The sequence below is a fragment of the Ramlibacter tataouinensis genome (assembly GCF_001580455.1).
In the GTDB taxonomy this organism is placed as follows: Bacteria; Pseudomonadota; Gammaproteobacteria; order Burkholderiales; family Burkholderiaceae_C; genus Ramlibacter; species Ramlibacter tataouinensis_B.
The window spans coordinates 3299238-3326222 of sequence record NZ_CP010951.1; the positions used below are offsets into that span (position 1 = coordinate 3299238).

23 protein-coding genes are annotated in these 26985 nt (G+C 69.9%); 14 read left to right on the top strand and 9 right to left on the bottom strand.

Going from position 1 to position 26985, the window contains the following annotated elements:
* Positions 1-139: 139 nt before the first annotated feature.
* From UC35_RS15465 to UC35_RS23980, 9 genes are all read left to right on the top strand, one after another.
* Positions 140-1096 (top strand): BLUF domain-containing protein, encoded by a 957-nt coding sequence (locus UC35_RS15465; protein ID WP_158513913.1) that lies wholly within the window; start codon positions 140-142, stop codon positions 1094-1096.
* Positions 1097-1127: 31 nt separating this feature from the next.
* A complete protein-coding gene (locus UC35_RS15470) occupies positions 1128-1940 on the top strand; it encodes a response regulator (RefSeq protein ID WP_061501225.1) in 813 nt (270 codons plus the stop codon).
* A gap of 44 nt (positions 1941-1984) precedes the next feature.
* Entirely contained in the window at positions 1985-2344 is a 360-nt protein-coding gene (locus UC35_RS15475; protein WP_061501227.1) for a response regulator, read from the top strand.
* Between the two features lie 14 nt (positions 2345-2358).
* Entirely contained in the window at positions 2359-2715 is a 357-nt protein-coding gene (locus UC35_RS15480; RefSeq protein ID WP_061501229.1) for a response regulator, read from the top strand.
* Between the two features lie 4 nt (positions 2716-2719).
* Complete coding sequence (locus UC35_RS15485) at positions 2720-3310, top strand: chemotaxis protein CheW (RefSeq protein WP_061501232.1); 591 nt, start codon at positions 2720-2722, stop codon at positions 3308-3310.
* An 84-nt stretch (positions 3311-3394) separates the two neighbouring features.
* Positions 3395-5683: a methyl-accepting chemotaxis protein gene (locus UC35_RS15490; RefSeq protein WP_145979493.1), complete on the top strand. Its 2289-nt coding sequence runs from the start codon at positions 3395-3397 to the stop codon at positions 5681-5683.
* 40 nt (positions 5684-5723) lie between these two features.
* Entirely contained in the window at positions 5724-8525 is a 2802-nt protein-coding gene (locus UC35_RS15495) for a response regulator (protein WP_061501236.1), read from the top strand.
* 14 nt (positions 8526-8539) lie between these two features.
* Positions 8540-8995: a hypothetical protein gene (locus UC35_RS23975; RefSeq protein WP_158513914.1), complete on the top strand. Its 456-nt coding sequence runs from the start codon at positions 8540-8542 to the stop codon at positions 8993-8995.
* A gap of 32 nt (positions 8996-9027) precedes the next feature.
* Entirely contained in the window at positions 9028-9492 is a 465-nt protein-coding gene (locus UC35_RS23980; RefSeq protein WP_061501241.1) for a chemotaxis protein CheW, read from the top strand.
* Here UC35_RS23980 and UC35_RS15510 read toward each other — a convergent pair.
* From UC35_RS15510 to UC35_RS15540, 7 genes are all read right to left on the bottom strand, one after another.
* Positions 9467-11413: an alpha/beta hydrolase family protein gene (locus UC35_RS15510; RefSeq protein WP_082793281.1), complete on the bottom strand. Its 1947-nt coding sequence runs from the start codon at positions 11411-11413 to the stop codon at positions 9467-9469. The genes UC35_RS23980 and UC35_RS15510 overlap by 26 nt on opposite strands.
* A complete protein-coding gene (locus UC35_RS15515; RefSeq protein WP_061501244.1) occupies positions 11410-12672 on the bottom strand; it encodes a 6-phosphofructokinase in 1263 nt (420 codons plus the stop codon). Before UC35_RS15515 ends, UC35_RS15510 begins: the two co-directional genes overlap by 4 nt.
* A gap of 33 nt (positions 12673-12705) precedes the next feature.
* Positions 12706-13710 carry a class 1 fructose-bisphosphatase gene (locus UC35_RS15520; RefSeq protein ID WP_061501246.1) on the bottom strand — a complete coding sequence of 335 codons (1005 nt, stop codon included), beginning with the start codon at positions 13708-13710 and terminating at the stop codon, positions 12706-12708.
* Positions 13711-13723: 13 nt separating this feature from the next.
* Positions 13724-16372, bottom strand: a complete 2649-nt coding sequence (pepN, locus tag UC35_RS15525) for an aminopeptidase N (RefSeq protein WP_061501248.1) — start codon at positions 16370-16372, stop codon at positions 13724-13726.
* Positions 16373-16408: 36 nt separating this feature from the next.
* Positions 16409-17513 (bottom strand): peptide chain release factor 2 gene (prfB, locus tag UC35_RS23685; RefSeq protein ID WP_145979494.1). Its coding sequence is split into 2 segments (ribosomal slippage): positions 16409-17431 and positions 17433-17513, totalling 1104 coding nucleotides; the frame shifts between segments, so codons are not numbered across the junction.
* 70 nt (positions 17514-17583) lie between these two features.
* Entirely contained in the window at positions 17584-18480 is an 897-nt protein-coding gene (locus tag UC35_RS15535) for a DUF2927 domain-containing protein (RefSeq protein WP_061501251.1), read from the bottom strand.
* A gap of 171 nt (positions 18481-18651) precedes the next feature.
* Positions 18652-19554 (bottom strand): alpha/beta fold hydrolase, encoded by a 903-nt coding sequence (locus UC35_RS15540; protein WP_061501253.1) that lies wholly within the window; start codon positions 19552-19554, stop codon positions 18652-18654.
* Positions 19555-19580: 26 nt separating this feature from the next.
* Here UC35_RS15540 and UC35_RS15545 point away from each other — a divergent pair, with 26 nt between their 5' ends.
* From UC35_RS15545 to plsY, 5 genes are read left to right on the top strand one after another with little or no spacing between them, the layout of a single operon-like run.
* A complete protein-coding gene (locus tag UC35_RS15545; RefSeq protein WP_061501255.1) occupies positions 19581-21383 on the top strand; it encodes an acyl-CoA synthetase in 1803 nt (600 codons plus the stop codon).
* Positions 21380-22843 carry an RNB domain-containing ribonuclease gene (locus UC35_RS15550; protein WP_061501257.1) on the top strand — a complete coding sequence of 488 codons (1464 nt, stop codon included), beginning with the start codon at positions 21380-21382 and terminating at the stop codon, positions 22841-22843. The genes UC35_RS15545 and UC35_RS15550 overlap by 4 nt, the downstream gene beginning before the upstream one ends.
* A gap of 58 nt (positions 22844-22901) precedes the next feature.
* Complete coding sequence (locus tag UC35_RS15555) at positions 22902-23963, top strand: aldo/keto reductase (RefSeq protein ID WP_061501259.1); 1062 nt, start codon at positions 22902-22904, stop codon at positions 23961-23963.
* On the top strand, positions 23963-24454 hold the full coding sequence (locus UC35_RS15560) for an aminoacyl-tRNA deacylase (RefSeq protein ID WP_061501261.1): 492 nt from the start codon (positions 23963-23965) through the stop codon (positions 24452-24454). Before UC35_RS15555 ends, UC35_RS15560 begins: the two co-directional genes overlap by 1 nt.
* Before the next feature lie 5 nt (positions 24455-24459).
* Positions 24460-25092 (top strand): glycerol-3-phosphate 1-O-acyltransferase PlsY, encoded by a 633-nt coding sequence (plsY, locus tag UC35_RS15565; protein ID WP_061501263.1) that lies wholly within the window; start codon positions 24460-24462, stop codon positions 25090-25092.
* 39 nt (positions 25093-25131) lie between these two features.
* Here plsY and UC35_RS15570 read toward each other — a convergent pair whose 3' ends face one another.
* Positions 25132-26064, bottom strand: coding sequence for a tripartite tricarboxylate transporter substrate binding protein (locus UC35_RS15570; protein WP_061501265.1), 933 nt, complete (start codon positions 26062-26064; stop codon positions 25132-25134).
* Complete coding sequence (locus tag UC35_RS15575) at positions 26064-26975, bottom strand: LysR family transcriptional regulator (protein ID WP_061501267.1); 912 nt, start codon at positions 26973-26975, stop codon at positions 26064-26066. The genes UC35_RS15570 and UC35_RS15575 overlap by 1 nt, the downstream gene beginning before the upstream one ends.
* Positions 26976-26985 lie beyond the last annotated feature (10 nt).

Sequence of the window (26985 nt, forward strand, 5' to 3'; positions counted from 1 at the left end):
CCGGGGCCGACCGCAGGCCGCCGGGAGCTTCGCATGGATGGGCGGCGCCGGGACCGCTGCCTACGATTGGCTTCATCGAACGAACCCGCCGATGGAGCCCGCCTTGACCGCCGAACCGACCGCCCTTATGGCGCCCCCCGTGACGAGAATCGTCTGCACCAGCGTGTCGACGGTGCGGGGCTCGGTGATGGAGGAACTGTTCCGCGTCCGCGACCGCATCTGCGCGCAGGGGGCCGGCACACCGGTCATGGGCGCGATGCTGTACTGCGCCGGCTGGTTCGTGCTGTGGCTCGAAGGACCGGAGGAGGCCGTCGAGGCCGCGCGCCAGCGCGCGGCGGAGGATCCGCGCAACATCCACCAGCAGGTGATCCACCGCAGCCGCGGCCCGGCCACCCTGGGGGTGATGGCCACCGTGGTGATGGCGCAGGTCGGCGGCGGCCCGGGGCCGGTCTGGTGGCGCATCCAGCGCCTGAAGGACCAGACCGCGCCCATGCAGCCCCTGCAGATCTGGCAGGCGCTCAGCACCCCCGTCGCCGGGGCGGCGGCCGCGGCAGCGTCCCGCCCGAGCCGCACCATCGCGCTGCTGGCGGCGGAAGACAACGGTCCCGTGCATCTTCTGCAGAACCTGTGCGACCGGGCCGGGACCACGCTGGCCTACCTGCGCTATGCCGACTCGGCCAACCTGAGCGGTGATGCCGGGCTGGCCTACGCCGACATCCCGGCAGGCGGCCAGCTGGTGCGGGTGAAACTGCTCTCGCGCCGGTCCCTGCGCAATGAACTGGTACGGGCCTCGCTCGCCGGCGCCGACGAGCTGGTGCTGCTGCTCGGTTCACGCGCGGGCGCTTCGACCGGCCTGGCGTCCATCGTGGCCGACTGCCTGAAGACGCTGCCTTCGCGCCCTGCCATCTACCTGTGCGGCGAGCCGCAGGCGCAGGTCCAGGCCGCCATCCCGGCGCTCGCCGGCGCCGAGGGGCTGGACCCGGCGGAGCTGGAAGGCTTCATCGCCGGCGCCGCCGAGCCGCCCTGGGCGCTTCCCGTTTCCCGCCCCCCGGCCGGCCATGCGGACCGCATGGAAGCCGAGCGGCTGGCCGCCTGAGTTCCTGCCGTCGGAGTGAGGAGACCCCGAGATGTCGAATGAGATGCCGGACGGCGCGCGCGTCAAGCTGCTGGTGCGGGGATTCAATCCCATGGAGCGCCGCCTGCTGGAAGGAACCGTGAAGCTGTCGCAGCGGCGCGCCCCGCGCATCGACCTGGTCGACGATTCCGATCCCGCCAGCGCCGACGTCGTGATGGTCGATGCCACCGACGCGGCCGCGATGCAATGGGCCGCCGCCCAGCCCTGGCTGGCGGGCAAGGCCGTGATCTGGGCCGGCGGTAAGGCCGCGGGGCCGGGGCACACCCTGATCGAGCGGCACGTCAAGTGGCCGATCCTGCCGGTGCTGCTGTACCGCGCGCTGGAGCAGCACGGCGCGCAGGGCGCCGTCGCCGCGCCTGTCCCGACCCGCGGCACCGCCGCCCGCCGCGTGCTGGTGGTGGACGACAGCCTGGCGGTCCGCAACTACCTGGGCTCGCTGCTCGAACGCATGGACATCGAGGTGAGCGCCGTCGACAACGCCGAGGCCGCCATCGAGGCGGCGGCGGCCGGAAGTTTCGCCTGCGTCCTGCTCGACGTGCTGATGCCCGGCATCGACGGCTTCGAAGCCTGCCGCCGGCTCAAGGCGCGCCCGGGCGCCGGCAAGTCGCTGCCCGTGGTCATGCTCACCAGCAAGTCGTCGCCCTTCGACCGCGTGCGCGGAAAGATGGCCGGCTGCGACACCTACCTCACCAAGCCGGTCGATCCCGCGCAACTGCAGGACGTGCTGGCGCGCCACCTGCCGGGGCTGGCCGCTGCGCCCGCGCCGTCGGCGTGGGCTTCTGCCCGGACGGCCACGGCGGGCTGACCCCTGGACCCATTTCCCAACCCACCAGAAAAAAGGAAGTACCGATGACCCGCAACATCCTGATCGTTGAAGACAGCCAGGTCGACCGTGCCCGGCTCGAGAAGCTGCTGTCCGGCGCCGGCTACATGGTCAGCACCGCGGAGAACGGCGAGCAGGCGATCGCCGCGGTCAAGCGCAACAAGCCCGATGCGGTCCTGATGGACGTGAACATGCCCGGCATGGACGGCTTCGCCGCCACCCGCGCGCTGCGCGGCGACGCCAGCACCAAGGACATCCCGGTCGTGCTGGTCACCGCCAAGGACCAGAAGGCCGACAAGGCCTGGGGCCAGATGCTGGGTGCCAAGGGCTATGTGACCAAGCCCTACACCGACGACCAACTGCTCGCCCAGGTGCGGGCGCTCTGAGGAACGCCGACGCCATGGCGCGCAAGATCCTCATCGTCGACGACGCGCTGGTGGACCGCCAGAACCTGGAGCGCATCCTGTCCGGCGCCGGCCATGTCGTGCTGCAGGCCGAGTCCGGCGAGGAGGCGCTGGCGAGCGCCCGCGCCCACCGGCCGGACGTGATCCTGATGGACGTGAACATGCCGGACCTCGACGGCTTTGCCACCACCCGCCGCCTGAAGTCCGACGGCGCGACCAAGGACATCCCGGTGGTGTTCGTCACCGGCAAGAACCAGAAGGCCGACCTCGCGTGGGGACGCATGCTGGGCGCGCGCGGCTATGTCGCCAAGCCCTACACGCGCGAGGACATCCTCGCCCAGCTCGAGGGCTGATGCCATGGCAGCCAGCGACGACGGCTTTGCCGCCACGCAATCCGCCGGTTTCGACTGCGCGATGAGCCCGGTCGAGGCGCTGACGGCGGGTTTTGCGGCCGCGCAGCCGCTCGCGGTCGAGCGCATGGAGGCGCCGCTGCCGCAAGGGCGCGAGCGCTTGGCCGCGCGGGCGCGCCAGGGCTTCCGTGTGGGCGAGCTGCGCCTGATGGTGCGCTTCGAGGAGGGCAGCGAGCTCACCGAGATGCCGCCGCTGTACCGCCTGCCGAACGCGCCCGCGTGGTTCCGCGGCATGGCCAACCTGCACGGCGCGCTCACGCCGGTGTTCGACCTCTCGGCCTTCGCGGGCCTGCCGGCCGGCACGCCGGCGCGGCAGATGCTGCTGGTGCTGGCGCACGGCGCGGATGCCGCCGGCGTCGTCATCGACGGCATGCCGCAGCGCCTGCGTTTTGCACCGGAGCAGGCCGCCGGCACCGGAACCGCGCCACCGGGGCTGGCCGCGCAGCTGCGCGGCGCGGCGCTGGTGGACGGCGACCAGTGGTTCGACCTGGACTGTGCGGCCTTGCTGGACGCGCTGGAGCAGGCCCTGGCCGGCTGACACCGGTACCCCAACAACACCTTGCCCCGGGGGTGGTTCCGCCGGGCTTTGCGAATCTCCCTGGAGCTCGAATTGAAAACCGACGTGAACAACTCCCTGAGCGGCCGCGCGCGCGGCCTCAACTTCCTGACCGCGCTGCGGCTGTGGCAGAAATTCGCCCTGCTGGGCACTGTGGCCGTGGCACTGGCGGCCTTCCCGGTGTGGCGCCTGGTGCAGGAAGCCAGGGAACAGATCGAACAGGCGCAGATCGAGCAGTCCGGCCTGCAGGCCATCACCGCCACGCTGGAACTGGTACGCACCTTGCAGGACCACCGCGGTTCCGCCAGCTACTTCGTGCTGGGCGACGAGAAGCGCGGCGCCGCGCAGCCCAAGAACGCCGCCGAGGCCGATGCGGCCCTGGCCAAGCTGGAAGCCATCACCGGCCCGCTGAACGACGCGAGCGTGACGGAGAACGTCGCCGCGTTCCGCAAGTCATGGACCGCGATCAAGGAGAACGTGGCGGCGCGCCGGATCGACCAGCGCGCGGTGACCGAAGCCCACATCGAGGCGATCGCCGGCATGCTGCGGCTGGTGGAGGAGTTCGCCGCGGTCTACAAGATCGACCTGGACGCCGACCCGGCGACCTACTACATGGCGCGCTCCACGCTGATCGACCTGCCCCGCCTGTCCGAAGCGCTGGGCCAGCTGCGCAGCCCGGTGGTGTCGCGCCTGCAGGAGATCGCCGCCGCGCGAGCCGGCGACCCGTCCCGGCAGGAAGCGGCGCTGCGCGACGCGTTCCGCGCGGGTGACCGCGCGCGTATTGCCGAAACGCTGAAGGACGTGCGCGAGTCGTCCGAGCGCTATGTCGCCCACCAGCGCAAGGTGATGCAGGCACTGCCCGAGCTCGAAGCCACGGCCGGCGCACAGATGGAGGAAATCCAGCGCGCGACGAACGAAGCGGTGGAACTGGTGCGGCGCGAGATCCTGGGCAAGGAGATGCCCGCCATCGACACGGCCGCCTACCTGAAGGACGTGTCCAAGCCCCGTGAGGTGGTGCAGAAGGCGGCCACGCAGCAGGAACTGCTGTCGCGCCAGCTCGAGCGCCGCGTCGCTCAGGCCCGCAGCGACCGTCTGAAGATCGTCGGCGGCGTGCTGGCGCTGCTGGCCCTGGCCGGCGCGATCTCCTTCCTGATCGTGCGCAACATCACGACCACCGTGGCCGGCCTGCAGGGCTCGGTCGAGCGCGTGCGCAGCGGCGACAGCGCCGCGCTGCAATCCATCGAGTCGCGCGACGAGGTCGGCGACCTCGGGCGCACGGTGAACCTGCTGCTGCAGGAACGCATCGCGGCGCAGCAGGCTTCGGAAGAAGCGGCGCGCAAGGCCGAAGCCGAGAACGAGACGTTGAACAACTCGGTGATCTCGATCCTGGAAGCGGTGAACCAGCTGTCGCAGCGTGACCTGACGGCGCGCGCCCCGGTGACGCAGGACATCATCGGCACGGTGTCGGACTCGATCAACGCGCTGACCGAGGAAACCGCGCGCGTGCTGCGCGACGTGGCCGCGATTGCCGCCAACGTGGCGCAGGCCTCGGGCAAGGTGAAGGGGCAGGCCGACCTGGTGTCGCGCACCGCCGAGGACGAGCGCCGCAGCGTGGGCGAGGTGATCGAGTCGCTCGCCGGCGCCACCGAGACCATGAACCAGGTGGCGGCGCTGGCCGAGCAGAGCAACCGCTCCGCCGAGCGCGCGACGCAGGCGACCGACAGCGCGCTGGAGACGGTGAACGGCACCGTGAAGGGCATGGAATCGATCCGCGAGACCATCGCCGAGACGGAAAAGCGCATCAAGCGGCTGGGCGAGCGCTCGCAGGAAATTACCGGCATCGTGAACCTGATCAACACCATCTCGGAACGCACGCACGTGCTGGCGCTGAACGCGTCGATGCAGGCGGCGGTGGCCGGCGAGGCGGGCCGCGGCTTCGCGGTGGTGGCGGAAGAAGTGCAGCGCCTGGCGGAAAGCTCGCGCAACGCCACGCAGCAGATCGCCACCCTGGTGGGCAACATCCAGCTGGAGACCAACGAGACCATCTCCACGGTGAACCGCACCATCGGCCAGGTGGTGGTGGGCTCGGAACAGGCGCAGAAGGCCGGCGAGCAGATGCGCCTCACGCAGGAAATCACCGGCGAGCTGGTGGCCCAGGTGCGCCGTATCGCGGCCTCGTCCGAAGTGCAGAAGGCGACCTCGGCCGAGCTGCTCAAGTCGGTGCAGGGCATCGGCGCCAGCACGGAACGCACCGCCGAGCAGATCGAGACGCAGAACCGCGAGACCGAGACGCTGCTGGACTCCGCGCGCCGGCTGGTCGATTCGGTGAACGTGTTCAAGCTGGCGCACGCGTGATGGCGACGCGCCGCCGCGGCGCCACCAGGAGACCGCAACCATGAAGCTCAAGGACCTGATCGAGGCCCTGGCCGCCGAAATCGCGCTCGTGCAAGGCGAGCTCGAGGAGAGCCTGCGCGAACTGTCCGGACGCGACAACGACGACCCGGTGTTCCTGGAGGCGTTCGACCGCTACAGCGGGCAGGCGCAGCGCATGGGCGAGGCGTCGGAGCTGGCCGGCTTCCCGGGCCTGCAGGCGGTGTGCGCGCATGTGGTGGAGAACTGCCTGCTGCTCAGCATCACGCCGGCGGGGGAACGCGAGGACCTGATCGCTTTCCTACGCGCCTGGCCGCCGCTGATCGTCCACTACCTGCAGAACCTGAGCGATCCGTCGGCCGCCGTCGGCCTGCTGGACCACATGGGCGCGGCGCCCGTCGCGATGGACGAAGAGCTGTCGCTGAAAGTGATGCACATGCTGGGCGCCATGCCGCTGCAGCTCACGCAGGCCGGCGAGGGCGAGGGCACGCCGCCACGCCCGCTGGTGGCGAGCGCCTCGGAAGTCGCGCTCGCGATGCCGGCCGACGTCGACGCCCGGCTGCTGGAAGGCTTCCAGCACGAAGCGCCGGAGCAGGCACGCTACTTCGTGGCGCTGGCGCGCAACATGGCGGGCGGCGAGGGCGACAGTTCCGACGTGGTCGCGGCGCGCCGGGTGGTGCACACGCTCAAGGGCTCGGCCTCGATCATTGGCCTGCGCGGCATCGCCTCGCTCGGCCACCACCTGGAGGACATCCTCGATCACTTCGAGCGCGAGGGTGCGCAGGTGGGCCGCCGCGCCGCCGACACGCTGCTGGACGCGGCCTACTGCCTGGAGCAGATGGTGGGCTTCGTCCTGGGCAGCGACGAATTCCCGCAGCAGGCGCAGGCCGTGCTGCAGTCCGTGCTCGACCTCGCCAATCTGGTCGACCGCGGTGAATCGCTGGAGAACCTGCCGGTGCGCTCGATGGGCGAGGCCGTGGCCGCGCAGGCCGCGCCGGCGCCGGTGCTTCAAGCCGACGCCGCCGCGGCCGCGATGCGCGTCAGCGTGCGCCGCATCGACGAGCTGTTCCGTGTTTCGGGCGAGGTGTCGGTGCACACCGCCGCCATGGAGGCGCGGATCAAGGCGCTGGCCGACAGCGCGCGCGAGCTGCTGGCGCAGAACCTGCGCGTGCAGAAGCGCCTGTTCGAGCTCGAAACGGTGGTCGACGTGCGCTCGCTCAGCATCATGCGCGGCCGCCATCGGCGCACCGGCGAGGCCGCGTTCGACCCGCTGGAGATGGACCAGTACAGCGAGCTGCACAGCACCTCGCATGCGCTGATGGAGGAGGCGGCCGACGCCCGCGCGCTGGCGCTGCGGGTGGAAGAGGGCATCGCACAGCTGGCGGGCCTGCAGGCCCGCGGGCAGCGCCTGAGCAAGGACATGCAGCACCTGGTCATCGGCACCCGCATGAGCGAGGTGGGCGTGCTCGAATCGCGCCTGCAGCGCAACGTGCGCACCAGCTGCCAGGCGACGGGCAAGGAAGCGGTGCTGGAGATCGAAGGCGGCCAGACGCTGATCGACAGCGACGTGCTCAACCGGCTGGCCGAGCCCCTGCTGCACCTGCTTCGCAACGCGGTGGACCACGGCCTGGAGGCGCCGCGGGTGCGGCCCGGGCTGGGCAAGCCGCCGGCCGGCCGCATTCGCCTGAGCTTCGCGCGGCAAGGCCAGCAGGTGGTGCTGCGCTGCGAGGACGATGGCCGCGGCCTGGACCTGCTGGCGATCCAGCGCCGCGCGGTCGAGCGCGGGCTGCTGGCGGCGGAGCGGCCGATGTCGGACGACGAAATCGCCCGCCTGGTGCTGCTGCCCGGCTTCTCCACACGCGACACCGTGAGCGAGCTCTCGGGGCGCGGCGTGGGGCTGGACGTGGTGCGCGAGTGGGTCGGCCAGATGAACGGCACGGTCCGCATCGCCTCGCGGCCCGGCGCGGGCTGCACCATCGAACTGCGCTTCGCCGCCTCGCTGACGACGGTCCAGACGCTGGTGGTCGAGGCCATGGGCCAGCGCTTCGGCCTGCCCTCGGTGCAGGTCGAGCAGGCGGTGCCGCGCGGCGTCGGCGAGTTCTCGGTGGTGGCGGGGCAGCTGGCCTATCGCCATGCCGACCGCGTGTACCCGGCGCTGCGCCTGGCGGAACTGGCCGGCCTGCCGGGCGACGAGCGTCCGCTGGACGCCCAGGATGCGGTGATCGTGCGCATCGACGAGCGTGTGCTTGCGCTCGCCGTGGACCGGCTGCTCGACGCCCGTGAACTGCTGGTGAAAAGCCCGGGGCGCTACGCGCGTCATGTCCGCGGCGTCGCCGGCCTGTCGATCCTGGGCGACGGCGGCATCGCGGTCAACCTGGACCTGGCGCAGCTGCTGTCGCAGGGAGCGCGCGCTGCCGTCTCCGGCGTCAGGCAGCCTGAAGCGGCGCGGGTGGAGCAGGAATTGCCCGGCGTGCTGATCGTGGACGATGCGCTGTCGGTGCGCAATTCGCTGCGCCAGCTGGTGCAGGACGCCGGCTACCGCGTGGAAGCGGCGCGCGACGGCGTCGAGGCCATCGATGCGCTGCGCGGCTTCCGCCCGCGGCTGGTGCTTACCGACCTGGAGATGCCCAACATGAATGGCGTGGAGCTGACCAGCCACATCCGCGGCCGCGACGACCTGAAGGAAGTGCCGGTGATCATGATCACCTCGCGCTCCCAGGACAAGCACCGCCGCATGGCGCAGCAGGCCGGCGTGGATGCCTACTTCACCAAGCCCTACAACGACGCCGAGCTGCTGCGAACGATCCGCGAGCATCTCGCGGCCTGACGGGAGTTCGCACGATGACGGGACTTCCAACCGGGCAATTGCAGGGCAACTTCGTGCTGCTGCGCGCCGGCACGCTGCGCCTGCTGTTTCCGCAGCGGGCGGTGAGCACCGCCGAGTACCTCGCGGCCCGTCCGGTGGCCTCCGGGCAGCCGGGCTTGCTGGTCATGGCGGGCGAGGAGGACGACGGACGCCGCTACGCCGCGCTGTCCGAGGACGGCACGCTGCTGGCCGCGTGTCCTGCCGGGCGCTTCATTGCCGCGACGCTGCCAGGCGATGCCTCCGGCCTCGCCTGGTGCTGGGACGAGCTGCGCGTGCTGATGGACGTCTCGCTGCAGTGCCTGCCGCTGCCGCCGACGCTGCTGCTGGCGGATTCGCCCTTTCGCCACTACACGGTGATCGACGGCGAGGTCGTGTTTCCGGCGAGCGCGGATCAGGTGTCCCGGCTGGCGTGCAGCGGGGTGACGCCATGAGCCACCGCAGCCCGCAGGGCGGAGGTGATCCAATGAGCCGCGCCGTCGCGCGCCTCGTGGCGTACGCCGAGGGCCGCAGCATCGCGCTGGCGCCGCACACCACGCACGAGATCCTGGAGTCGCCCCGGCCCACCTGGGTTCCGGGCGCCGCGGCGCATGCGCTGGGCCTGCTGCCGTGGCGTGGCCGGCGCATCCCGCTGATCGATGTCGCGGCGCTGGTGCAGGGCGGGATGACCGATCGCGCGGACGCCTGCCGCTACGCGCTGGTCGTGGCCTGGCAGGAGGCCGGCGAGGCCGCGCTGTCGTACGGCGCGTTGGCGCTGCATGCGCTGCCGCAAATGACCGAGGTGAGCGACGTGCAGTTGTGCCCCTTGCCCGGTGACTCCGGCCTGTGGCCCCGGCTGGCGCTGTCCTGCTTCAGTCACGAGGGCCAGGCCGTGCCGGTGGTCGACACGGCGCGGCTGTTCAGCGCTACTTCAGCAGGAACTGCTCGATGAACAGCAGCTCGGCGTAGAACTGGAAGTCGCGGTTCTTGCGCTTGGCGAAGCCGTGGCCTTCGTCGTTGGCCATCAGGAACCACACCGGCGTTTCGGTCTTGCGCACGGTCTCGACCATCTGCAGCGCCTCGCTGGCCGGCACCCGCGGATCGTTCTTGCCCTGGACGACGAACAGCGGCTTGCGGATGTGCGCTGCCTTGGTCATGGGCGCGATGCGGGTGAGGAACTCGCGCATCTTCGGGTCGCGCTCGTCGCCGTATTCGACCCGGCGCAGGTCGCGCCGGTAGCTCTCGGTGTTCTCCAGGAAGGTGACGAGGTTGGACATGCCCACCACGTCGATCGCGCAGCAGATCCTGTCGCTGTAGTTGCTGGCCACCGCCAGGGTCATGTGACCGCCGTAGCTGCCGCCGGTCACCAGGATGCGCTCGCCGTCCAGCTGCGGCTGTGCCTTGATCCAGTCCAGCAGCGCGGCGATGTCCTTGTACGAGTCCTCGCGCAGCATGCCGTTGTCCAGCTTGGCGAAGGTCTTGCCGTAGCCGGTGGAGCCGCGGACGTTCGGATAGACGATGGCGATGCCCAGTTCGTTGAGCAGGTAGTTCTCGCGGCCGAGGAAGTACGGGCGCGACTGGCCCTCGGGCCCGCCATGGATGTCGACCACGACCGGCCGCTTGCCAGTGAAACGCGCGGGCGGCAGGTAGAGGAAGCCCGAGATCGCCCGGCCGTCGAAGCTCTTCCACTCGACGGGCCTGGCATCGGCGAAGGACGAAGTGTCCAGCCCCGCCGTCTCGCTGGTGGTCCAGCGGGTGAGCTTGCCGGTGCGCGCATCGACCGACCAGACGTCGGCCGGCGATTTGGCCGCGCTCAGCGTGAAGCCGAGCTCGCGGTTGTTCTTGTGCCACTGGATGCCGCCCGGCACGCCCACGGGCAGCGCCGGGCCCGGGCGATGCCGGTGCGTGGCCGTGTCCATGAAGCGCAGGCGTCCCACGCCCGCCTCGTTCGTGAGCAGGGCCAGCGTGCGGCCGTCGTCCGAGAGCTGGAAGGACTCGACGTCCCAGGGGATGTCGCTGGTCAGGAATTGCCACTGCAGCGTGGCCAGGTCCAGGTGCGCGAGGCGGCGGAACTCGAAGCCGAGATCGGTGCTGACGTACAGCGCCTTGCCGTCGCGGCTGAATTGGGCCGCGCCGTGAAAGACCTGCTCGCCGGACTGCGGCGGCGTGATCAGGCGCTTGGTGCCGGCGGCCACATCGACAAGCCACAGCCGCGATTCGTTGATGGAGATGAATTCCAGCAGGGCGATCTGGCGGCCGTCGGGCGACCAGTCGCTCGCGCCCCAGCCGCCGCCTTCCAGCGGCAGCAGCAGGCGGTCGCTCTTCGGATCGGCCGGGTCCATCAGGTACAGGTCGCTGTCCCTGCCGGTGCGGCGGGTGGACATGTAGGCGATGCAGTCGCCGGCCCGGTTCCACACCATGCCGGTGTTGCGCGACTTGCCGTCGGTCAGCAGGGTGACACGGGCGTCGGCCATGTCGTAGCGGTAGAGCTGGTGCCACTCGCCGCCGCCCACGTCCTTGCTGAACACAAAGTAGTTGCCGTGGGTCGGCTGGAACGAGGCGCCGGCCACGCGGTCAGGGAAGAAGGTGAGCTGCGTGCGCGCGCCCTGCGGCACGCGCACGGCGTGCACCTGCACCGTATCGCCGAAGCGGGTGCCGATCAGCATCTCGCGGCGCTTGGGGTGCCAGTCGCGCAGCGCCGCCGAACGGAACTCGGTGTATTGCGCGACGCGCTCGGCGGTGCCGGCCGGCACCGGCGGGATGCCCTCGACGACGAGGTTGTCGCCGGGCTTGACGACAGGGGCCGGCGCCTGTGCCAGCGCGGCCCCGGCCGCCAGGCACAGCGCCAGCAGCAGGCTGCGCTGAGGAATCATTTCAGGTCGAATGCCGGCAGCTTCTTGGCGACGGCGACGTTCTTCAGGGTCGCGTACACCGGCATGCCGTTCTTGTAGGTCGGGGAATCTTCGCCCTGGATCAGGGGCATCAGGTAGCGCTTGCACTTGGCGGTGATGCCGAACCCGTCCGCGGTGATGAAGTCGCGCGGCATGAACTTCTCGACGTTCGCGACCTTGGCCAGCGGCGCCATGCCGATCTTGTAGCGGTAGGGCGCATCGCTGGTGCGGTCGATGGTCGGCATCACGGCGTTGTGGCCCTTCAGCGCCATCTTCACCGCCGCCGCGCCGAGCTCGTAGGCCTGCTTCACGTCGGTCTTGCTGGCGATGTGGCGCGCCGCGCGCTGCAGGTAGTCGGCCACGGCCCAGTGGAACTTGTAGCCCAGGCCCTTCTTGATCATGTTGGCCACCACCGGTGCGGCGCCGCCGAGCTGGGCGTGGCCGAAGGCGTCCTTGGTGCCCTGCTCGGCGAGGAAGGTGCCGTCGGCATGGTGGGCGCCTTCTGAGACGACCACGGTGCAGTAGCCGTGCTTCTTCACCAGCGCATCGACGCGGGCCAGGAACTTGGCCTCGTCGAACGCGACTTCGGGGAACAGCACCACCACCGGGATGCCGTGTTCCTCGATCAGGCCGCCGGCCGCTGCGATCCAGCCCGCATGCCGGCCCATCACCTCCAGCACGAACACCTTGGTCGAGGTCAGGGCCATGGAGCGCACGTCGAAGGACGCTTCCAACGCCGACACCGCCACGTACTTGGCCACCGAGCCGAAGCCGGGGCAGCAGTCGGTGATCGGCAGGTCGTTGTCCACGGTCTTGGGCACGTGGATCGCCTGGATCGGATAGCCCATGCTCTCGGACAGCTGGCTCACCTTGAAGCAGGTGTCGGCCGAGTCGCCGCCGCCGTTGTAGAAGAAGTAGCCGATGTCGTGGGCGCGGAAGACCTCGATCAGGCGCTCGTACTCGCGCCTGTTGGCCTCCAGCGACTTGAGCTTGTAGCGGCAGGAGCCGAAGGCGCCCGAGGGCGTGTAGCGCAGGGCCGCGATCGCCGCGGCCGACTCCTTGCCGGTGTCGATCAGGTCCTCGGTCAGCGCGCCGATGATGCCGTTGCGCCCCGCGTACACCTTGCCCATCTTGTCCTTGTTCGCGCGTGCCGTCTGGATCACGCCGCAGGCGGTGGCGTTGATCACGGCGGTGACGCCGCCGGATTGCGCGTAGAAGGCATTCATCTTTTTCTTGGCCATGGTCGTCCTCCGGTTGGCGCGGGCGCGCTGAGTTCAGTTCAAGTGGTACTGGGTGACCCGCTCCACCTCGTTGCGCGAGCCCAGTATCACCGACACCCGCTCATGCAGGCCGTTCGGCTGGATGTCGAGGATGCGCTGGCGGCCGTTGGTGGCGGCGCCGCCCGCCTGCTCGATGATCCAGGACATCGGGTTGGCCTCGTACATCAGGCGCAGCTTGCCGGGCTTGTCCGGCTCGCGCTTGTCCCAGGGGTACATGAAGATGCCGCCGCGGGTCAGGATGCGGTGCACGTCCGCCACCATCGAGGCGATCCAGCGCATGTTGAAGTCCTTGCCGCGCGGACCTTCCTTGCCGGCCAGGCATTCGTCGACGTAGCGCTTCACCGGGGCGTCCCAGTGCCGCATGTTGCTCATGTTGATCGCGAATTCCCTGGTGTCCTCGGGCACGCGCAGGTCCTCGCCGGTGAGAACGAAGGAGCCCTGCTCGCGGTCCAGCGTGAACATCACGACGCCGTGGCCCAGGGTGAGCACCAGCGTGGTCTGCGGGCCGTAGATGCAGTAGCCGGCCGCCACCTGCCGGCTGCCCGGCTGCAGGAAGTCCTGCTCCGTGACCCCGGTGCTGCCCTCGGGTTTCTGCAGCACGCTGAAGATGGTGCCGATGCTGACGTTGACGTCGATGTTGGAAGAGCCGTCGAGCGGGTCGAACAGCAGCAGGTACTCGCCCTGGGGAAAGCGGTTGGGCACGGCGTAGATGCCGTCCATTTCCTCGCTGGCCATCGCCGCCAGGTGGCCGCCCCATTCGTTGGCCTCGATCAGCACCTCGTTGGCGATGATGTCCAGCTTCTTCTGGACCTCGCCCTGCACGTTCTCGCTGCCGGCGCTGCCCAGCACGCCGCCGAGCGCGCCCTGGGTCACCGCATGGCTGATGCCCTTGCAGGCGCGGGCCACCACTTCGATCAGCAGGCGCAGCTCGGCCAGCAGGTGGTGCCGGATGCGCTGCTGCTCGACGAGGTAGCGGGTGAGGGAAATGCGTTGGGTCATCCGCGCGTTCTCCTCAGTCCGCCAGCGCGCGCGTCACGACCTCGCGCACGTCGTTCGACAGGTCCGGCTTGGCGGCCACGCGGGCGATGGCCTCGCGCGCGGCGCTGCGCAGCGGCTCCTCGAGCTTCTTCCAGCGGTCCAGCGCCCGCGCCAGGCGCGCCGCCACCTGCGGGTTGAAGGCATCGAGCTCGGTCACCCGCTCGCTCCAGAACACGTAGCCCGCGGCATCCGGGCGGTGGAAGGCGCCGGGGTTGGCATTGCAGTAACTGAAGATCAGGCTGCGCGCGCGGTTGGGGTTGCGGATGTTGAAGTCCGGGTGGTTCATCAGCTGCTTGACGATGGGCAGGATGTTGCCGCCGCGGTCCGGCGCGCCCGCCTGCAGGGCGAACCACTTGTCCAGCACCAGCGCATCGTCCTGGAAGGTGGCATGGAAGCGCGCCAGCGCCGGCGCCGCGAGTTCATGGCCGCTGACCACCAGCGCGGTGAGCGCGTTGAAGCGGTCGGTCATGTTGCTCGCGTCCTTGAAGCGCTGCAGGGTCTTGCCCGGCCACACCGTGTCGCCGCTCTTGCGCGCGGCGATGCACAGGTGCATGAGCGACAGGCCGGCGAGGGCGCGGCGGCCGGACGAGCGCGGATCGGGCCGGTAGGCGCCGTTCTCCCGGTGCTGCTCGAAGGCCCATTCCCAGTCGTGGAACAGCGCCTGCGCGAGCTGCTCGCGCATGGCGTCGCGCACCATGTGCACGCGCTGCGGGTCCACCGTGTCCAGCTGCTCGGAGATGTAGGTTTCGGCGGGCAGCGTGAGCACCAGCTCCTTGAAGGCCGGATCCAGCGTGGGATGGCGCAGGATGCCGCGCATGGCCTCGACGAAGGGCGCATCGAGCCGGATGTCGCTGCGCGCCAGGCCGGGCGTGCGCAGGTAGGCGAGGGCGCGGCCCAGCGCCAGGCGCTGGCCTGCTTCCCAGCGGTTGAACGGGTCGGCGTCGTGCGCCAGCAGCGCCAGCAGCTGTTCGTCGGGGTAGTCGAACTCCAGCACCACTGGGGCACTGAAGCCGCGCAGGATGGAAGGCACGGGCTCGGACTGCAGGCCGGGGAAGGTGAGCGTCTCGCTCTGCTCCGTGAGCACGTGCATGCCGTTGGCGATTTCGACGCCGCCCGAGATCAGGCCCAGGCCGATCGGGATGACGAACGGATCCTTGGCCGGCTGGTCGGGGGTGGGCGGGCACGATTGGCTCAGGGTCAGGCTGTAGATGCCCGAGTCCGCGTCCCAGCGGCCCTCGGCCTTCACCCGCGGCGTTCCGGCCTGGCTGTACCAGCGCCTGAACTGCTCCAGCGTCTGCGCGAGCCGGGACCCGGGGTTGGCGTCGGCGATGGCCTGCGAAAAGTCGTCGCAGGTGACGGCCTGTCCGTCGTGGCGCTGGAAGTACTGGTCCATGCCGCGCCGGAAGCCTTCGCGGCCGACCAGCGTCTGCATCATGCGCACGACCTCGGCGCCCTTCTCGTACACCGTCACGGTGTAGAAGTTGTTGATCTCCAGGTACTGCTCGGGGCGCACCGGGTGCGCCATCGGCCCCGCGTCCTCCGGAAACTGCATGGTGCGCAGCACGCGCACGTCCTCGATGCGCTTGACCGCGCGGGCCGAGGCCTCGCCCGCCAGGTCCATGCTGAACTCCTGGTCGCGGAAGACCGTCAGTCCCTCCTTGAGCGACAGCTGGAACCAGTCGCGGCAGGTGATGCGGTTGCCGGTCCAGTTGTGGAAGTACTCGTGGCCGACCACCGATTCGATGTTGAAGAAATCGGTGTCGGTGGCGGTGGCCTGGCTGGCCAGCACGTACTTCGTGTTGAAGATGTTCAGGCCCTTGTTTTCCATGGCGCCCATGTTGAAGTCGCTGGTGGCGACGATCATGAAGCGCTCCAGGTCCAGCGGCAGGCCGAAGCGGGCCTCGTCCCAGGCGACCGAGGCCATGAGCGAGTTCATCGCGTGCTCGGTCTTGTCGAGGTCGCCGGGCCGCACGTACACCTGCAGCAGGTGCTCCTTGCCGGCGCGCGAGGTGATGCGCTGCTCGCGCGCCACCAGCTGGCCGGCCACCAGCGCGAACAGGTAGCTGGGCTTGCGGTGCGGGTCCACCCACTTGGCGAAGTGGCGGCCGTCGTCCAGCTCGCCCTGATCGACCAGGTTGCCGTTGGACAGCAGCACCGGGTACCTGGCCTTGTCCGCGCGGATCAGCACGGTGTAGCTGGCCATCACGTCCGGGCGGTCCAGGAAGTAGGTGATGCGGCGGAAGCCCTCGGCTTCGCACTGCGTGAAGAACGAGTCGCCGCTGGTGTACAGACCCGAGAGCGTGGTGTTCTTGGCGGGCGCGCAGGTGCTGAAGATCTCCAGCTCAAAGGGCTCGTCGCCCGCCGGCAGGTTCTCCAGCACCAGCTGGCCGTTTTCCATCTTGAACGAGGTGCCCTGGCCGTTGACCAGCACCCGCGCCAGGTTCAGCTCCTCGCCGTCCAGGCGCAGCGGTTGCGCCGGCATCTGCGCATTGCGACGCAGCTTCATCCGATTGAGCACCCGGGTCTTGGCCGGGTCGAGGTCGAAGCAGAGTTCGACGGTGTCGATCCAGTACGCGGGCGGCTGGTAGTCGGCCCGGTAGATCACGTTCTGTCCTTCGCGCATGGCGATGTTCTCCTTATGGGCCTGCCCGTGGTCCGGTCAGACGCCTTGTTTGAGCGAGGCCTCGATAAAGGTGTCGAGGTCGCCGTCCAGCACCTTCTGGGTGTTGGAGATTTCCACGCTGGTGCGCAGGTCCTTGATGCGGCTCTGGTCCAGCACGTAGCTTCGGATCTGGTGACCCCAGCCGACGTCGGTCTTGGTGGCCTCGAGCTTCTGCTGTTCTTCCATGCGCTTGCGCATCTCGTGGTCGTACAGGCGCGAGCGCAGGCGCCGCCAGGCGACGTCGCGGTTGGAGTGCTGGCTGCGGCTGTCCTGGCACTGCACCACGATGCCGGTGGGCATGTGGGTCAGGCGCACCGCCGAATCGGTCTTGTTGATGTGTTGGCCGCCCGCGCCCGAGGCGCGGTAGGTGTCCACCCGCACGTCCGCCGGGTTGATGTCGATCTCGATCGAGTCGTCGATCTCGGGGTAGACGAACACGCTGGCGAAGCTGGTGTGGCGACCGCCGGCCGAGTCGAAGGGGGACTTGCGCACCAGCCGGTGCACGCCGGTTTCGGTGCGCAACAGGCCGTAGGCGTACTCGCCCTCGATCTTGATCGTGGCGCCCTTGATGCCGGCAGTGTCGCCGGGCGATTCGTCCTCGACGCTGGTCTTGAAGCCCTTGCGCTCGGCGTACTTGAGGTATTGGCGCAGCAGCATGCTGGCCCAGTCGCAGGCTTCGGTGCCGCCGGCGCCGGCCTGGATGTCCAGGAAGCAGTTCAGCGGGTCGGCCGGGTTGTTGAACATGCGCCGGAACTCCAGCGCCTCCACGTCCTTGGCCAGGCGCGCGGCGTCCGTTTCGATGGTGATCAGCCCGGCGTGGTCGCCTTCCTCCTTGCTCATCTCGTACAACTCGAGGTTGTCGCCGAGATCGCGCGCGAGGTTCGACAACGTGAGCACCACGTCATCGAGCTGCTTCTTTTCCTTGCCCAGTTCCTGGGCCTTCTTGGGATCGTTCCAGACCGCCGGGTCTTCCAGGGCGGCGGTGACGGTTCTCAGGCGCTCCGACTTGGCGTCGAAGTCAAAGATACCCCCGTAGGGCTTGGGCTCGGGCGGAAAGATCGGTGAGGCTGGCGCCGATCTGGTTGATGTGTTCTGCGTCCATGGTGAGAGAGTTTCCGGAAAGCCGGGAATTCTCTCACGCCGCGCTGGCCGCGGCCCCGAGCGGGAGAGGGCTACCTGAAGGCGCCCAGCTTGGCCTGCGCGCCGCGGTTGCCCAGGGTGGCGGCGCGTTCCAGCCAGCGCACCGCCTCGGTGGCGTCACGCGTGACGGTGGCGCCTTCCAGGTAGGCGATGCCGAGGAAGTAACTCATTTCGCTGCGGCCGAAGCGGATGCCTTCGCCGGTGGACTTGCCCGAGCGCTTGACCACCGCGGGCACGTCGCCCTGGCCGGTGGCATAGGCGTGCATCTGACGGATGGTGTTGGCGAAGAAGGCGTCGCGCGCCTGCGCCGCGGCCTGGCGCTGCTCGGCCGGCACCGTGGCGACCAGTTCGTCGGCCAGCACCGGCAGGGCCTCGAAGGGCGTCATGCCGCCGGCCATGCGCGGCGAGTACCAGGCGCGCAGCATCACCCGGTCCAGGGGCAGCAGTCCGTCGATCTTCCATGGAAAGTAGCTCAGCACCGTTTGCCCGGCGGGATGGCCGCGCACGCCCATGACATGCATCGCCTCGTGGTGGGCGCAGCGCCAGGCGTCGCGGTCGCGCATCTGGACGCGGCCCGAATCGATCCGGGTCTCGACCTTGAAGTTGAGGTAGGTGACGCAGGGCTGGTTGTCTTCGAGCTGGTCGTCGGGCGTGATCTCGACCGTCAGGTTGGCAGTCTTCTCATCCGGCTGGCCGGTGACGTCGATCAGCTTGACGTTCGCTTCGCCGGTGACGGCGCGCAGCGCCTGCAGGGTGTGCTCGCGGTGCGCATCGACGTTGATGCCGGAAAAGCGCACGCGGATGTCGTTCTCCCAGCGGACGATGCGCGTGGGCGTGCCGCTCTGGTGCCACAGCACTTCCCACAGGGTCGCCAGTCCATCGCCAAGCTCATCGGCGGATGCCGCGAAAGGCACCAGGCAGGCCAGCAATAGTCCCCAACATTTCCTACGCATCCGTCACCCCGATCACAACCAGTGACGGCAGGGTAGAGTCGGCGCAGTCCTACATCAAGCGTTGTTACCTCCTACGCCGAGCTGGTGAGGCACAGCGGTAATTTTCCTCATCCGCAGGAAGGCGGAAAGGCTGGGCTTCAGCTGGGGCTAGCCGATGAAATCCTCGATCAGCCGGGCCACTTGCGCCGGCTGGTCGTGGTGCAGCATGTGCCCGGCGTCATCCACCCGGGTGATGCGGCAGTCGGGCACGCACTTGAGGCGCTCATGGAACTCGGCCAGCGTGAACTTGCCTTCCCACCACTGCGCCAGGCTGTCGTCGCTGGCTTCCACGGCCAGGGTGGGCGCGCCGATCGACTTGTAGATCTCGAGCACCTCGTCCACGCGGTACAGCTGGGCGTTGATGATCTTGTGGGCCGGGTCGCCCAGGATGCGCCAAGTGCCGTCGGCATCGGGCCGGGCCCAGTGTGTGGCGAGCCAGTCGGCCTTGTCCTGGCCCAGCCGGCGATTGGTCTTCATCAGGCGCCGCGCCACGCCGGCGGCCGAGTCGTAGCTCTTGAGCGCCATCTCGCCGCGATGCAGCGCCTTGAGTTCGTCCATCCACTTGGCGTAGCGCCGCGGCGCCTGCTCCGGACGCGTCACCGCCATGCCGAAGCCTTCCAGGTTCACCAGCCGGCGGATGCGCTCCGGCCGCGAACCCGAGTACAGCATGGCGATGTTGCCGCCCATGCTGTGGCCCACCAGGTTCACGGCGGCATCCTGCGCATAGTGGTCGAGCAGGCAATCGAGGTCGGCCAGGTAGTCGGGAAACCAGTAGTTGTCGCAGGGCGCGGCCTCGGTCAGGCCGAAGCCGCGCCAGTCGGGCGCCACGATGTAGTGGTCCTGCGCGAAGGCGTCGACCACGAACTGCCACGAAGCCGCCACATCCATCCAGCCGTGGACCATCACCAGCGGCGTCTTGCCCGGTCCCGGCACGCCCCACTGCAGCACGTGGTAGTCGAGGTGGCGGATGCGGACAAACTCGCTGCGGCAGGCATTCTTCACTTGGTACATTCGGGCGATTATTGGGGAGACGAGCGATGAGCGTCAGTCGAGGCCGGGACAACCACGCGCGCATGCACGCCCAGTTCGGCTGGCATGTGCCCGAACGCTTCAACATCGCGCAGGTGTGTTCCGCCCGCTGGGCCGCCGCGCCCGGCGCCGCCCGTCGCGTGGCCATCCATGCCCACGGCGCGCGCGGTGACGACTCGACGCTGAGCTTCACGGAGTTGCAGGCGCGGGCCAACGCCACCAGCAACCTGCTGACTTCGCTGGGCGTGAAACGCGGCGACCGCGTCGCCATCGTGCTGCCGCAGCGCTTCGAGACCGCGGTGGCCTACATGGCGGTGTTCCAGATGGGCGCGGTGGCGATGCCGCTGTCGATCTTGTTCGGTCCCGAGGCGCTCGAATACCGGCTGCAGGACAGCGATGCGGTGGTCGCGATCTGCGACGAGAACGCCTTCGCGGCGATCGCCGAGGTGCGAAGCCGCTGCGCGGCGCTGCGCCACGTGATCGGCGTGGGCGCCGCCGCCGTGCAGGCCGACCTGAACTTCGGCTGGGAGCTGCCGCGCCAGGGGTCGCACTTCGACCCCGTCGAGACCAAGGCGGACGAGGGCGCCGTGCTGATCTACACCAGCGGCACGACCGGCCCGCCCAAGGGCGCCCTGATCCCGCACCGCGCGCTGATCGGCAACCTGCCGGGCTTCGTGTGCAGCCAGAACTGGTTCGGCTTCGACCCCCAGGCCGCGCGCGCCGACAGCCAGGCCGTTTTCTGGAGCCCGGCTGACTGGGCCTGGACCGGCGGCTTGATGGATGCGCTGCTGCCATCGCTGTACTTCGGCCGCCCGATCGTGGCCTACAACGGCCGCTTCAGCCCGGAGCTGGCTTTCACGCTGATGCAGGAGCACGGCGTCACGCACAGCTTCCTGTTTCCCACGGCGCTCAAGGCGATGATGAAGGCCTATCCCGAGCCGCGCCGGCGCTTCCGGCTGAAGCTGCAGGGCCTGATGAGCGCGGGCGAGGCGGTAGGCGACGCGGTGTTCGCCTACTGCCGCGACCAGCTCGGCGTGATCGTCAACGAGATGTTCGGCCAGACCGAGATGAACTACGTGGTCGGCAACAACGCCATGGAATGGACCCCCGCGCTCCCCGCTTCGCGTGGTTCGCTGCCCCCCGAGGGGGCCCAACCCGCCTTGGGGCGGCCCGGCGGCGGATTGACGGCGCATCGGGAGCTTGTCGGCTGGCCCGCGCGGCCCGGCAGCATGGGCCGGCCCTACCCGGGCCACCGCGTCGCGGTGATCGACGACCAGGGCAACGAGTGCCCGGTCGGCGTGCCAGGCGACGTCGCGGTCAACCGCTACGACGTGCATGGCGATCCCGACCCGATCTTCTTCCTCGGCTACTGGAAGAAGGACGAGGCCACGCGCGCCAAGTTCACCGGCGACTGGTGCCGCACCGGCGACCTGGCCACGCGCGACGAGGATGGCTACCTGTGGTACCAGGGCCGCGCGGATGACGTGTTCAAGGCCGCCGGCTACCGCATCGGCCCGAGCGAGATCGAGAACTGCCTGGTCAAGCACCCGGCGGTGGTGAACGCGGCCGTCGTGCCCAAGCCGGACCCGGAGCGCGGCGCGGTGGTCAAGGCTTTCGTCGTGCTGGCGCCGGGCGTGCAGGGCGACGACAGGCTGGTGGAGGAACTGCAGCTGCATGTGCGCGGCAAGCTGGCCCCCTACGAGTACCCGAAGGAGATCGAGTTCATCGACGCGCTCCCCATGACGACCACGGGCAAGGTGCAGCGGCGCGTGCTGCGGCTGCGCGAGGAAGAGAAGGCGCGCCGGTCATGACCCCTAACGGCCTGCCGGACCTCCGCACCTTCGCCGACGCGACGATGCGCGAGCGCGGGCTGGAGCCGGCTTTCGCGCCGCAGGCCCTGCAGGAGGCCGAGGCGGCGCGCCATGTCGCGGTGGCGGCGGGAACGGGCGTGGAAGACCTGCGCGCGCTCACCTGGTTCTCGATCGACAACGACGACACGCGTGACCTCGACCAGCTGTCGGTGGCGCAGGCGCTGCCGGGCGGCGCCACCCGGCTGCTGGTGGCCGTGGCCGACGTCGCCGGCAGCGTCGGCGCGAGCGGCGCCGTCGAGGCGCATGCGGCCGGCAACACGACCTCGGTCTACACCGCGGCCGGCGTGTTCCCCATGCTGCCGGAGCGCCTGTCCACCGACCTCACCTCGCTGAACGAAGGCGAGGAGCGCTTCGCGGTCGTCATCGACCTGCAGGTGGAAACCGACGGCAGCGTGTCGTCGGCGCGGCTGGCGCGGGCGGTGGTGATCAATCGCGCCAAGCTGGCCTACGGCGGTGTGTCGCGCTGGCTCGACGGCGAAGGCCCGGCCCCCGCGCCGCTGGCCGGCGTGCCGGGCTTGGACGAGCAGCTGCGGCTGCACGACGAGGTCGCGCAGCGCCTGCGCCGCCGCCGCCAGGAGCGCGGCGCGCTCAACCTGAAGTCGCTTTCGGCCCGGCCGCTGTTCGACGATGCGGGCCGCCTGGTGGACATCCAGCCCGACGAGAAGAACCGCGCCAAGGACCTGATCGCCGACCTGATGATCGCGGCCAATGCGGCGACGGCGCACTTCCTGGTGCAGAGCGGCTTCCCTTCGCTGCGCCGTTTCCTGCAGGCGCCGCGGCGCTGGGACCGCATCGAGGCGCTGGCGGCGTCCCACGGCGTCAGCTTGCCGGCGGAACCCGACGCCGTCGCGCTCGACCGCTTCCTGTGCGCGCGCCGCCAGGCCGATCCCGAGGGCTTCGCCGACCTGTCGCTCAAGGTGCTCAAGATGCTCGGCTCGGGCGAGTACAGCGCCACCCCGGCAGGCGCGGCCGGCCCGGCGCACTTCGGCCTGGCGGTCAACGACTACGCGCACTCCACGGCGCCCAACCGGCGCTACCCCGACCTGGTCACCCAGCGGCTGGTGAAGGCCGCGCTGCGCGGCGAGGCGCCGCCGTATTCGTTCGGCCAGCTGTCGGCCATCGCGCGCCACTGCACCTTGCAAGAGGACAATGCGACGCGGGTGGAGCGCACGGTGCTCAAGGCGGCGGCCGCGCTGCTGCTGCAAGGCCGCATCGGCGAAACCTTTGAGGCGCTGGTCACCGGCGCGTCGCCCAAGGGCGTGTTCGTGCGCATCACGCGGCCCCTGGTGGAAGGGCGCCTGGTGCGCGGCTTCGAAGACGCGGACGTCGGCGATGCGCTGAAGGTGCGCCTGGTGTCCGTCGATCCCCGGCAGGGGTTCATCGATTTCGAGCGTACTTGAGGGATAAGGGCTCAGGGCTAAGATCGCGCCCTTCACCGGCTTTCCTGCAGTCAACAACATGCGCAAGATCCAGCTCGGCCAGAGCGACCTGCACGTCACCCCCGTCTGCCTCGGCACCATGACCTTCGGCGAGCAGGTCGGCGAGGCGGATGCCCACGCCATCCTGTCGCGCGCCGTGGAACGCGGCGTCAACTTCCTCGACACGGCGGAGATGTATGCCGTGCCGGCGCGCGCCGAGACCTACGGCGCCACCGAGACCATCATCGGCAACTGGTTCAAGGCCAACCCCGGCCTGCGCGCCAAGGTGGTGCTGGCGACCAAGGTGGCCGGCCCCTCGCGCGGCATGCCCTGGGTGCGCGAGGGCTCCGGGATGACCGCCGCAGACATCCTCGCGTCCTGCGAGCAGTCGCTCCGGCGCCTGCAGACCGAGGTCATCGACCTCTACCAGATCCACTGGCCGGAGCGCAACGTGCCCATGTTCGGCGCCCTGTACTACGACCCCGCCAAGGAGCGCACGCAGACCTCGATCCACGAGCAGCTCGAGGCGCTGGGCCGCCTGGTGAAGCAGGGCAAGATTCGCCACATCGGCCTGTCGAACGAGACGCCCTATGGCCTGCACGAGTTCGTGCGGCTGGCGCAGCAGCATGGCCTGCCGCGCGTGGCCACGGTGCAGAACCCGTACTGCCTGATCAACCGCTCGGTGGAGAACGGCCTGGACGAGAGCCTGCACCGGCTGGGCGTGTCCCTGCTGGCGTACTCGCCGCTCGGCTTCGGGCTGCTCACGGGCAAGTACGACGACTCGGGCCTGGACGGCCCGGCCACGCCGCGCGACGCGCGGATCGGCAAGTTCGCCTCGGTGCGGGCCGGCCGCTGGGGCCGCGAGGACGCGCTGGCCGCGGCGCGCCAGTACAACCAGCTCGCGCGCGAGCACGGCCTGACGCCGGCGCGCATGGCGCTGGCCTACTGCTACACCAAGTGGGTGGTGGCCAGCACCATCATCGGCGTGACCTCGCTGGCGCAGCTCGACGAAGACCTGGACGCCTTCGGCACCACCTTGCCGCCCGAGCTGCTGGCCGAGATCGACAAGCTGCGCTGGCGCATGCGCGACCTGGCCGCGTAATGGCCAAGAAGGCCCATGTCAGCGAAACGCCGGCGACGGCGCTGCTGAAGACGGCCGGCGTCGACTTCAGCGAACATCCCTACGAGTACCTGGAGCACGGCGGCGCCCAGCACAGCGCGCAGGCGCTGGGCTGGGACCCGTTCGCGGTGGTCAAGACGCTGATCATGGAAGACGAGAAGGCGCGGCCGCTGGTCATCCTGATGCACGGCAACCGCACCGTGTCGACCAAGAACCTGGCGCGCCAGATCGGCGCCAAGTCGGTGGAGCCTTGCAAGCCCGAAGTGGCCAACCGCCACAGCGGCTACCTGGTGGGCGGCACCTCGCCCTTCGGCACCCGCAAGCCCATGCCGGTGTACATCGAGGGGAGCATCCTCGCGCTGCCGCGCATCCTGATCAACGGCGGCCGGCGCGGCTACCTGGTGGGCATCGCGCCCCAGGTCTGCGTGCAACTGCTGCAGGCCAAAGCCGTGAACTGCGCGCTGGCAGAATAGCGGCCGTGCAAGCGCTCTATCCCATCCTCGCCGCCATCGCCGCCTACCTCCTGGGCTCGCTCGCCTTCGCAGTGATCGTGAGCAAGGTGATGGGCTTGTCCGATCCCCGCACCTTCGGCAGCAAGAACCCGGGCGCCACAAACGTGCTGCGCTCCGGCAGCAAGGCGGCCGCGATCGTCACGCTGCTGCTCGATGCCTTCAAGGGCCTGGTGCCGGTGCTGCTGGTCAAGTTCTTCGGCCCGCCTTACGGCTTGCAGGAGGGCACCCTGGCCATGGTGGGCCTGGCCGCTTTCCTCGGCCACCTGTACCCGGTGTTCTTCCGCTTCCAGGGCGGCAAGGGCGTGGCCACCTTCATCGGCGTGGTGTTCGGCATCGATTGGGTGCTGGGCCTGGCGACCGCGGCCAGCTGGCTGATCATCGCCTTCTTCTTCCGCTACTCCTCGCTGGCCTCGCTGGTGGCGGCCGCGTTCGCCCCCATGTACTACCTGCTGGGCGACCACGTCGCCTGGTATGCCGACGCCCGCGTGGCCACCGCGCTGTTCCTGATGGCGCTGCTGCTGGCCTGGCGGCACCGCGAGAACATCTACCGGCTGCTGCAGGGCAAGGAATCCAAGCTCGGGACCAAGAAGGCGCACTGAAAGCGCGGGCGCCGGCCATCGCCGGCCAGGCGAGCCCGGTCAGCGCTGCAGTGTCTCGACGAGCTTCGCGTTCGCCGCGGACTGCCGCTCGATCTCGCGCGCGAACGCGTGGGCGCTGCCCGTGGCCGGCAGGTTGCCCGCGTCCGCCAGAAGGCGCTGGAACCCGGGCTGCACCAGCACCCGGGCACAGGCGGCATTGAGCAGCGCGACCGTTTCGGCCGGCGTTCCTTCCGGCGCGAACACGCCGAACAGCGAGGTGAGATGCGCCGCCGGGCTGGCGACCTCGGCGAAGGTGGGGACCTGCGGCAGCAGGGCCGAGCGCTGCGGCGCCCCCAGTGCGAGCGGCGTCAGCCGGCCGGCGCGCACGTACTCGATCTGCAGCGGCGCGAGATTGGTGGACAGCAGCTCGAAACGTCCCGCGAGCGCATCCTGCAGCTGCGGCGCGCCCCCGCTGTAGGGGATGTGCACCAGCGCCAGGTGGTGCCGGCTGCGCATGTGCTCCAGCGCGAGGTGGCCGATGGTGCCCACGCCCGAGGTCGCCCAGCGCAGAGGCGCATTGCCGCGCGCCAGCCGCACCATGTCTGCGAAACCGCTCGCCGCGAGCGCCGGCGTGCCGACCAGCAACAAGGGTGTGTGCATCACGCCGCTCACCGGCGCCACGCGGGGCAGCGGCGTGCCGAAGTGCGGCGACAGCGCCAGCGGGCTGATCGCCGAGAACGCGAGCGTGCGCCCGTCGGCACGGGCGACCGCGAGCTGCGCCAGCGCGACGCCGCCGCCGGCGCCGGGCCGGTTTTCCACGATCACCGTGGTGCCCAGCTCGGGTCCGAGTCGTTCGGCCAGCATCCGCGCCACCTGGTCGCTGACGCCGCCGGGCGGATAGGCGACCATGAGCCGCACGACACCGGCGCCCCAGCTGCGGATGGGAGCGGTGGCCGCGGCCGCCGCCGCGCCGAGGACCTGCCGGCGTCGCATCAGCGCGCCCCGCCGCGCGGTGCGGCGTCGCGCGCCAGCTTCACGAACGACTGCAAGGGTCCGCGCAATTCGGACTCACGGTAGACCAGCGTGAGCGGCGCATCCAGGCTGCGCGCGCCGGCCAGCGGCCGGTACTCGATGGCATCCGGGTGCGCGCCGCGCATCGAGGCCGGCACGATCGTGATGCCTTCGCCAGCAGCGACGAGGTTCAGTGCCGTCATCATGCGCGAGACCTCGTGCTTGACCGAGGGCGTGAACCCCTGGTCCTCGCACAGGGCGAGCAACTGCGCGTAGAGGCCGGGCGCGCCGCTTTGCCGCACGAGGATGAAAGCCTCATCGCGCATCAGCGGCAGCGCCAGCCCGCGTCCCTTGCGCGCGAGCAGCGGGTGGCCCACCGGCAAGGCCACGAGCACGGGCTCGCGCAGCAGCGTTTCAAACCGCAGCCCCGGCGGCCGCTCGACCGGCACGCGCAGGAAACCGCAGTGCAGCCGGCCCGCAGCGACCGCCTCGGTGAGGCCGGCGGCGTGATCCTCGCGGATCTGCAGCGCGATGTCGGGATAGGCCCGGCGGCAGGCGCGCAGGACCTGGGGCGTGAAGGCATGCGAGGCGGCGGAGCTGGTGAAGCCGACGGCGAGGACGCCCGCGTGGCCGGCGGCGACGGCGTGCATGCGCGAGCGCACCGCCTCCGCCTCTTGCAGCAGGCGGCGGCTGTCCTCCAGCAGCAGCTGGCCGCTGTCGGTGAGCGTCACGCCCTTGGGATGACGGTGGAACAGCGCGGTGCCCAGGCTTTCCTCGAGTGCGCGGATCTGCTGGCTCAGGGGCGGCTGCTGCATGCCGAGGCGCTGGGCGGCGCGCGTGATGTGCCCGGTCTCGGCGACGGCCACGAAGTAACGAAGGTGCTTGAGGTCCATGAACGGGCGG

Coding starts and splice junctions, on each gene's coding strand:
- UC35_RS15470 (WP_061501225.1), top strand. CDS start 1,128: ATGTCGAATGAGATGCCGGACGGCGCGCGCGTCAAGCTGCTGGTGCGG.
- UC35_RS15475 (WP_061501227.1), top strand. CDS start 1,985: ATGACCCGCAACATCCTGATCGTTGAAGACAGCCAGGTCGACCGTGCC.
- UC35_RS15480 (WP_061501229.1), top strand. CDS start 2,359: ATGGCGCGCAAGATCCTCATCGTCGACGACGCGCTGGTGGACCGCCAG.
- UC35_RS15485 (WP_061501232.1), top strand. CDS start 2,720: ATGGCAGCCAGCGACGACGGCTTTGCCGCCACGCAATCCGCCGGTTTC.
- UC35_RS15495 (WP_061501236.1), top strand. CDS start 5,724: ATGAAGCTCAAGGACCTGATCGAGGCCCTGGCCGCCGAAATCGCGCTC.
- UC35_RS23975 (WP_158513914.1), top strand. CDS start 8,540: ATGACGGGACTTCCAACCGGGCAATTGCAGGGCAACTTCGTGCTGCTG.
- UC35_RS23980 (WP_061501241.1), top strand. CDS start 9,028: ATGAGCCGCGCCGTCGCGCGCCTCGTGGCGTACGCCGAGGGCCGCAGC.
- UC35_RS15510 (WP_082793281.1), bottom strand. CDS start 11,413: ATGATTCCTCAGCGCAGCCTGCTGCTGGCGCTGTGCCTGGCGGCCGGG.
- UC35_RS15515 (WP_061501244.1), bottom strand. CDS start 12,672: ATGGCCAAGAAAAAGATGAATGCCTTCTACGCGCAATCCGGCGGCGTC.
- UC35_RS15520 (WP_061501246.1), bottom strand. CDS start 13,710: ATGACCCAACGCATTTCCCTCACCCGCTACCTCGTCGAGCAGCAGCGC.
- pepN (WP_061501248.1), bottom strand. CDS start 16,372: ATGCGCGAAGGACAGAACGTGATCTACCGGGCCGACTACCAGCCGCCC.
- UC35_RS15540 (WP_061501253.1), bottom strand. CDS start 19,554: ATGTACCAAGTGAAGAATGCCTGCCGCAGCGAGTTTGTCCGCATCCGC.
- UC35_RS15545 (WP_061501255.1), top strand. CDS start 19,581: ATGAGCGTCAGTCGAGGCCGGGACAACCACGCGCGCATGCACGCCCAG.
- UC35_RS15550 (WP_061501257.1), top strand. CDS start 21,380: ATGACCCCTAACGGCCTGCCGGACCTCCGCACCTTCGCCGACGCGACG.
- UC35_RS15555 (WP_061501259.1), top strand. CDS start 22,902: ATGCGCAAGATCCAGCTCGGCCAGAGCGACCTGCACGTCACCCCCGTC.
- UC35_RS15560 (WP_061501261.1), top strand. CDS start 23,963: ATGGCCAAGAAGGCCCATGTCAGCGAAACGCCGGCGACGGCGCTGCTG.
- UC35_RS15570 (WP_061501265.1), bottom strand. CDS start 26,064: ATGCGACGCCGGCAGGTCCTCGGCGCGGCGGCGGCCGCGGCCACCGCT.
- UC35_RS15575 (WP_061501267.1), bottom strand. CDS start 26,975: ATGGACCTCAAGCACCTTCGTTACTTCGTGGCCGTCGCCGAGACCGGG.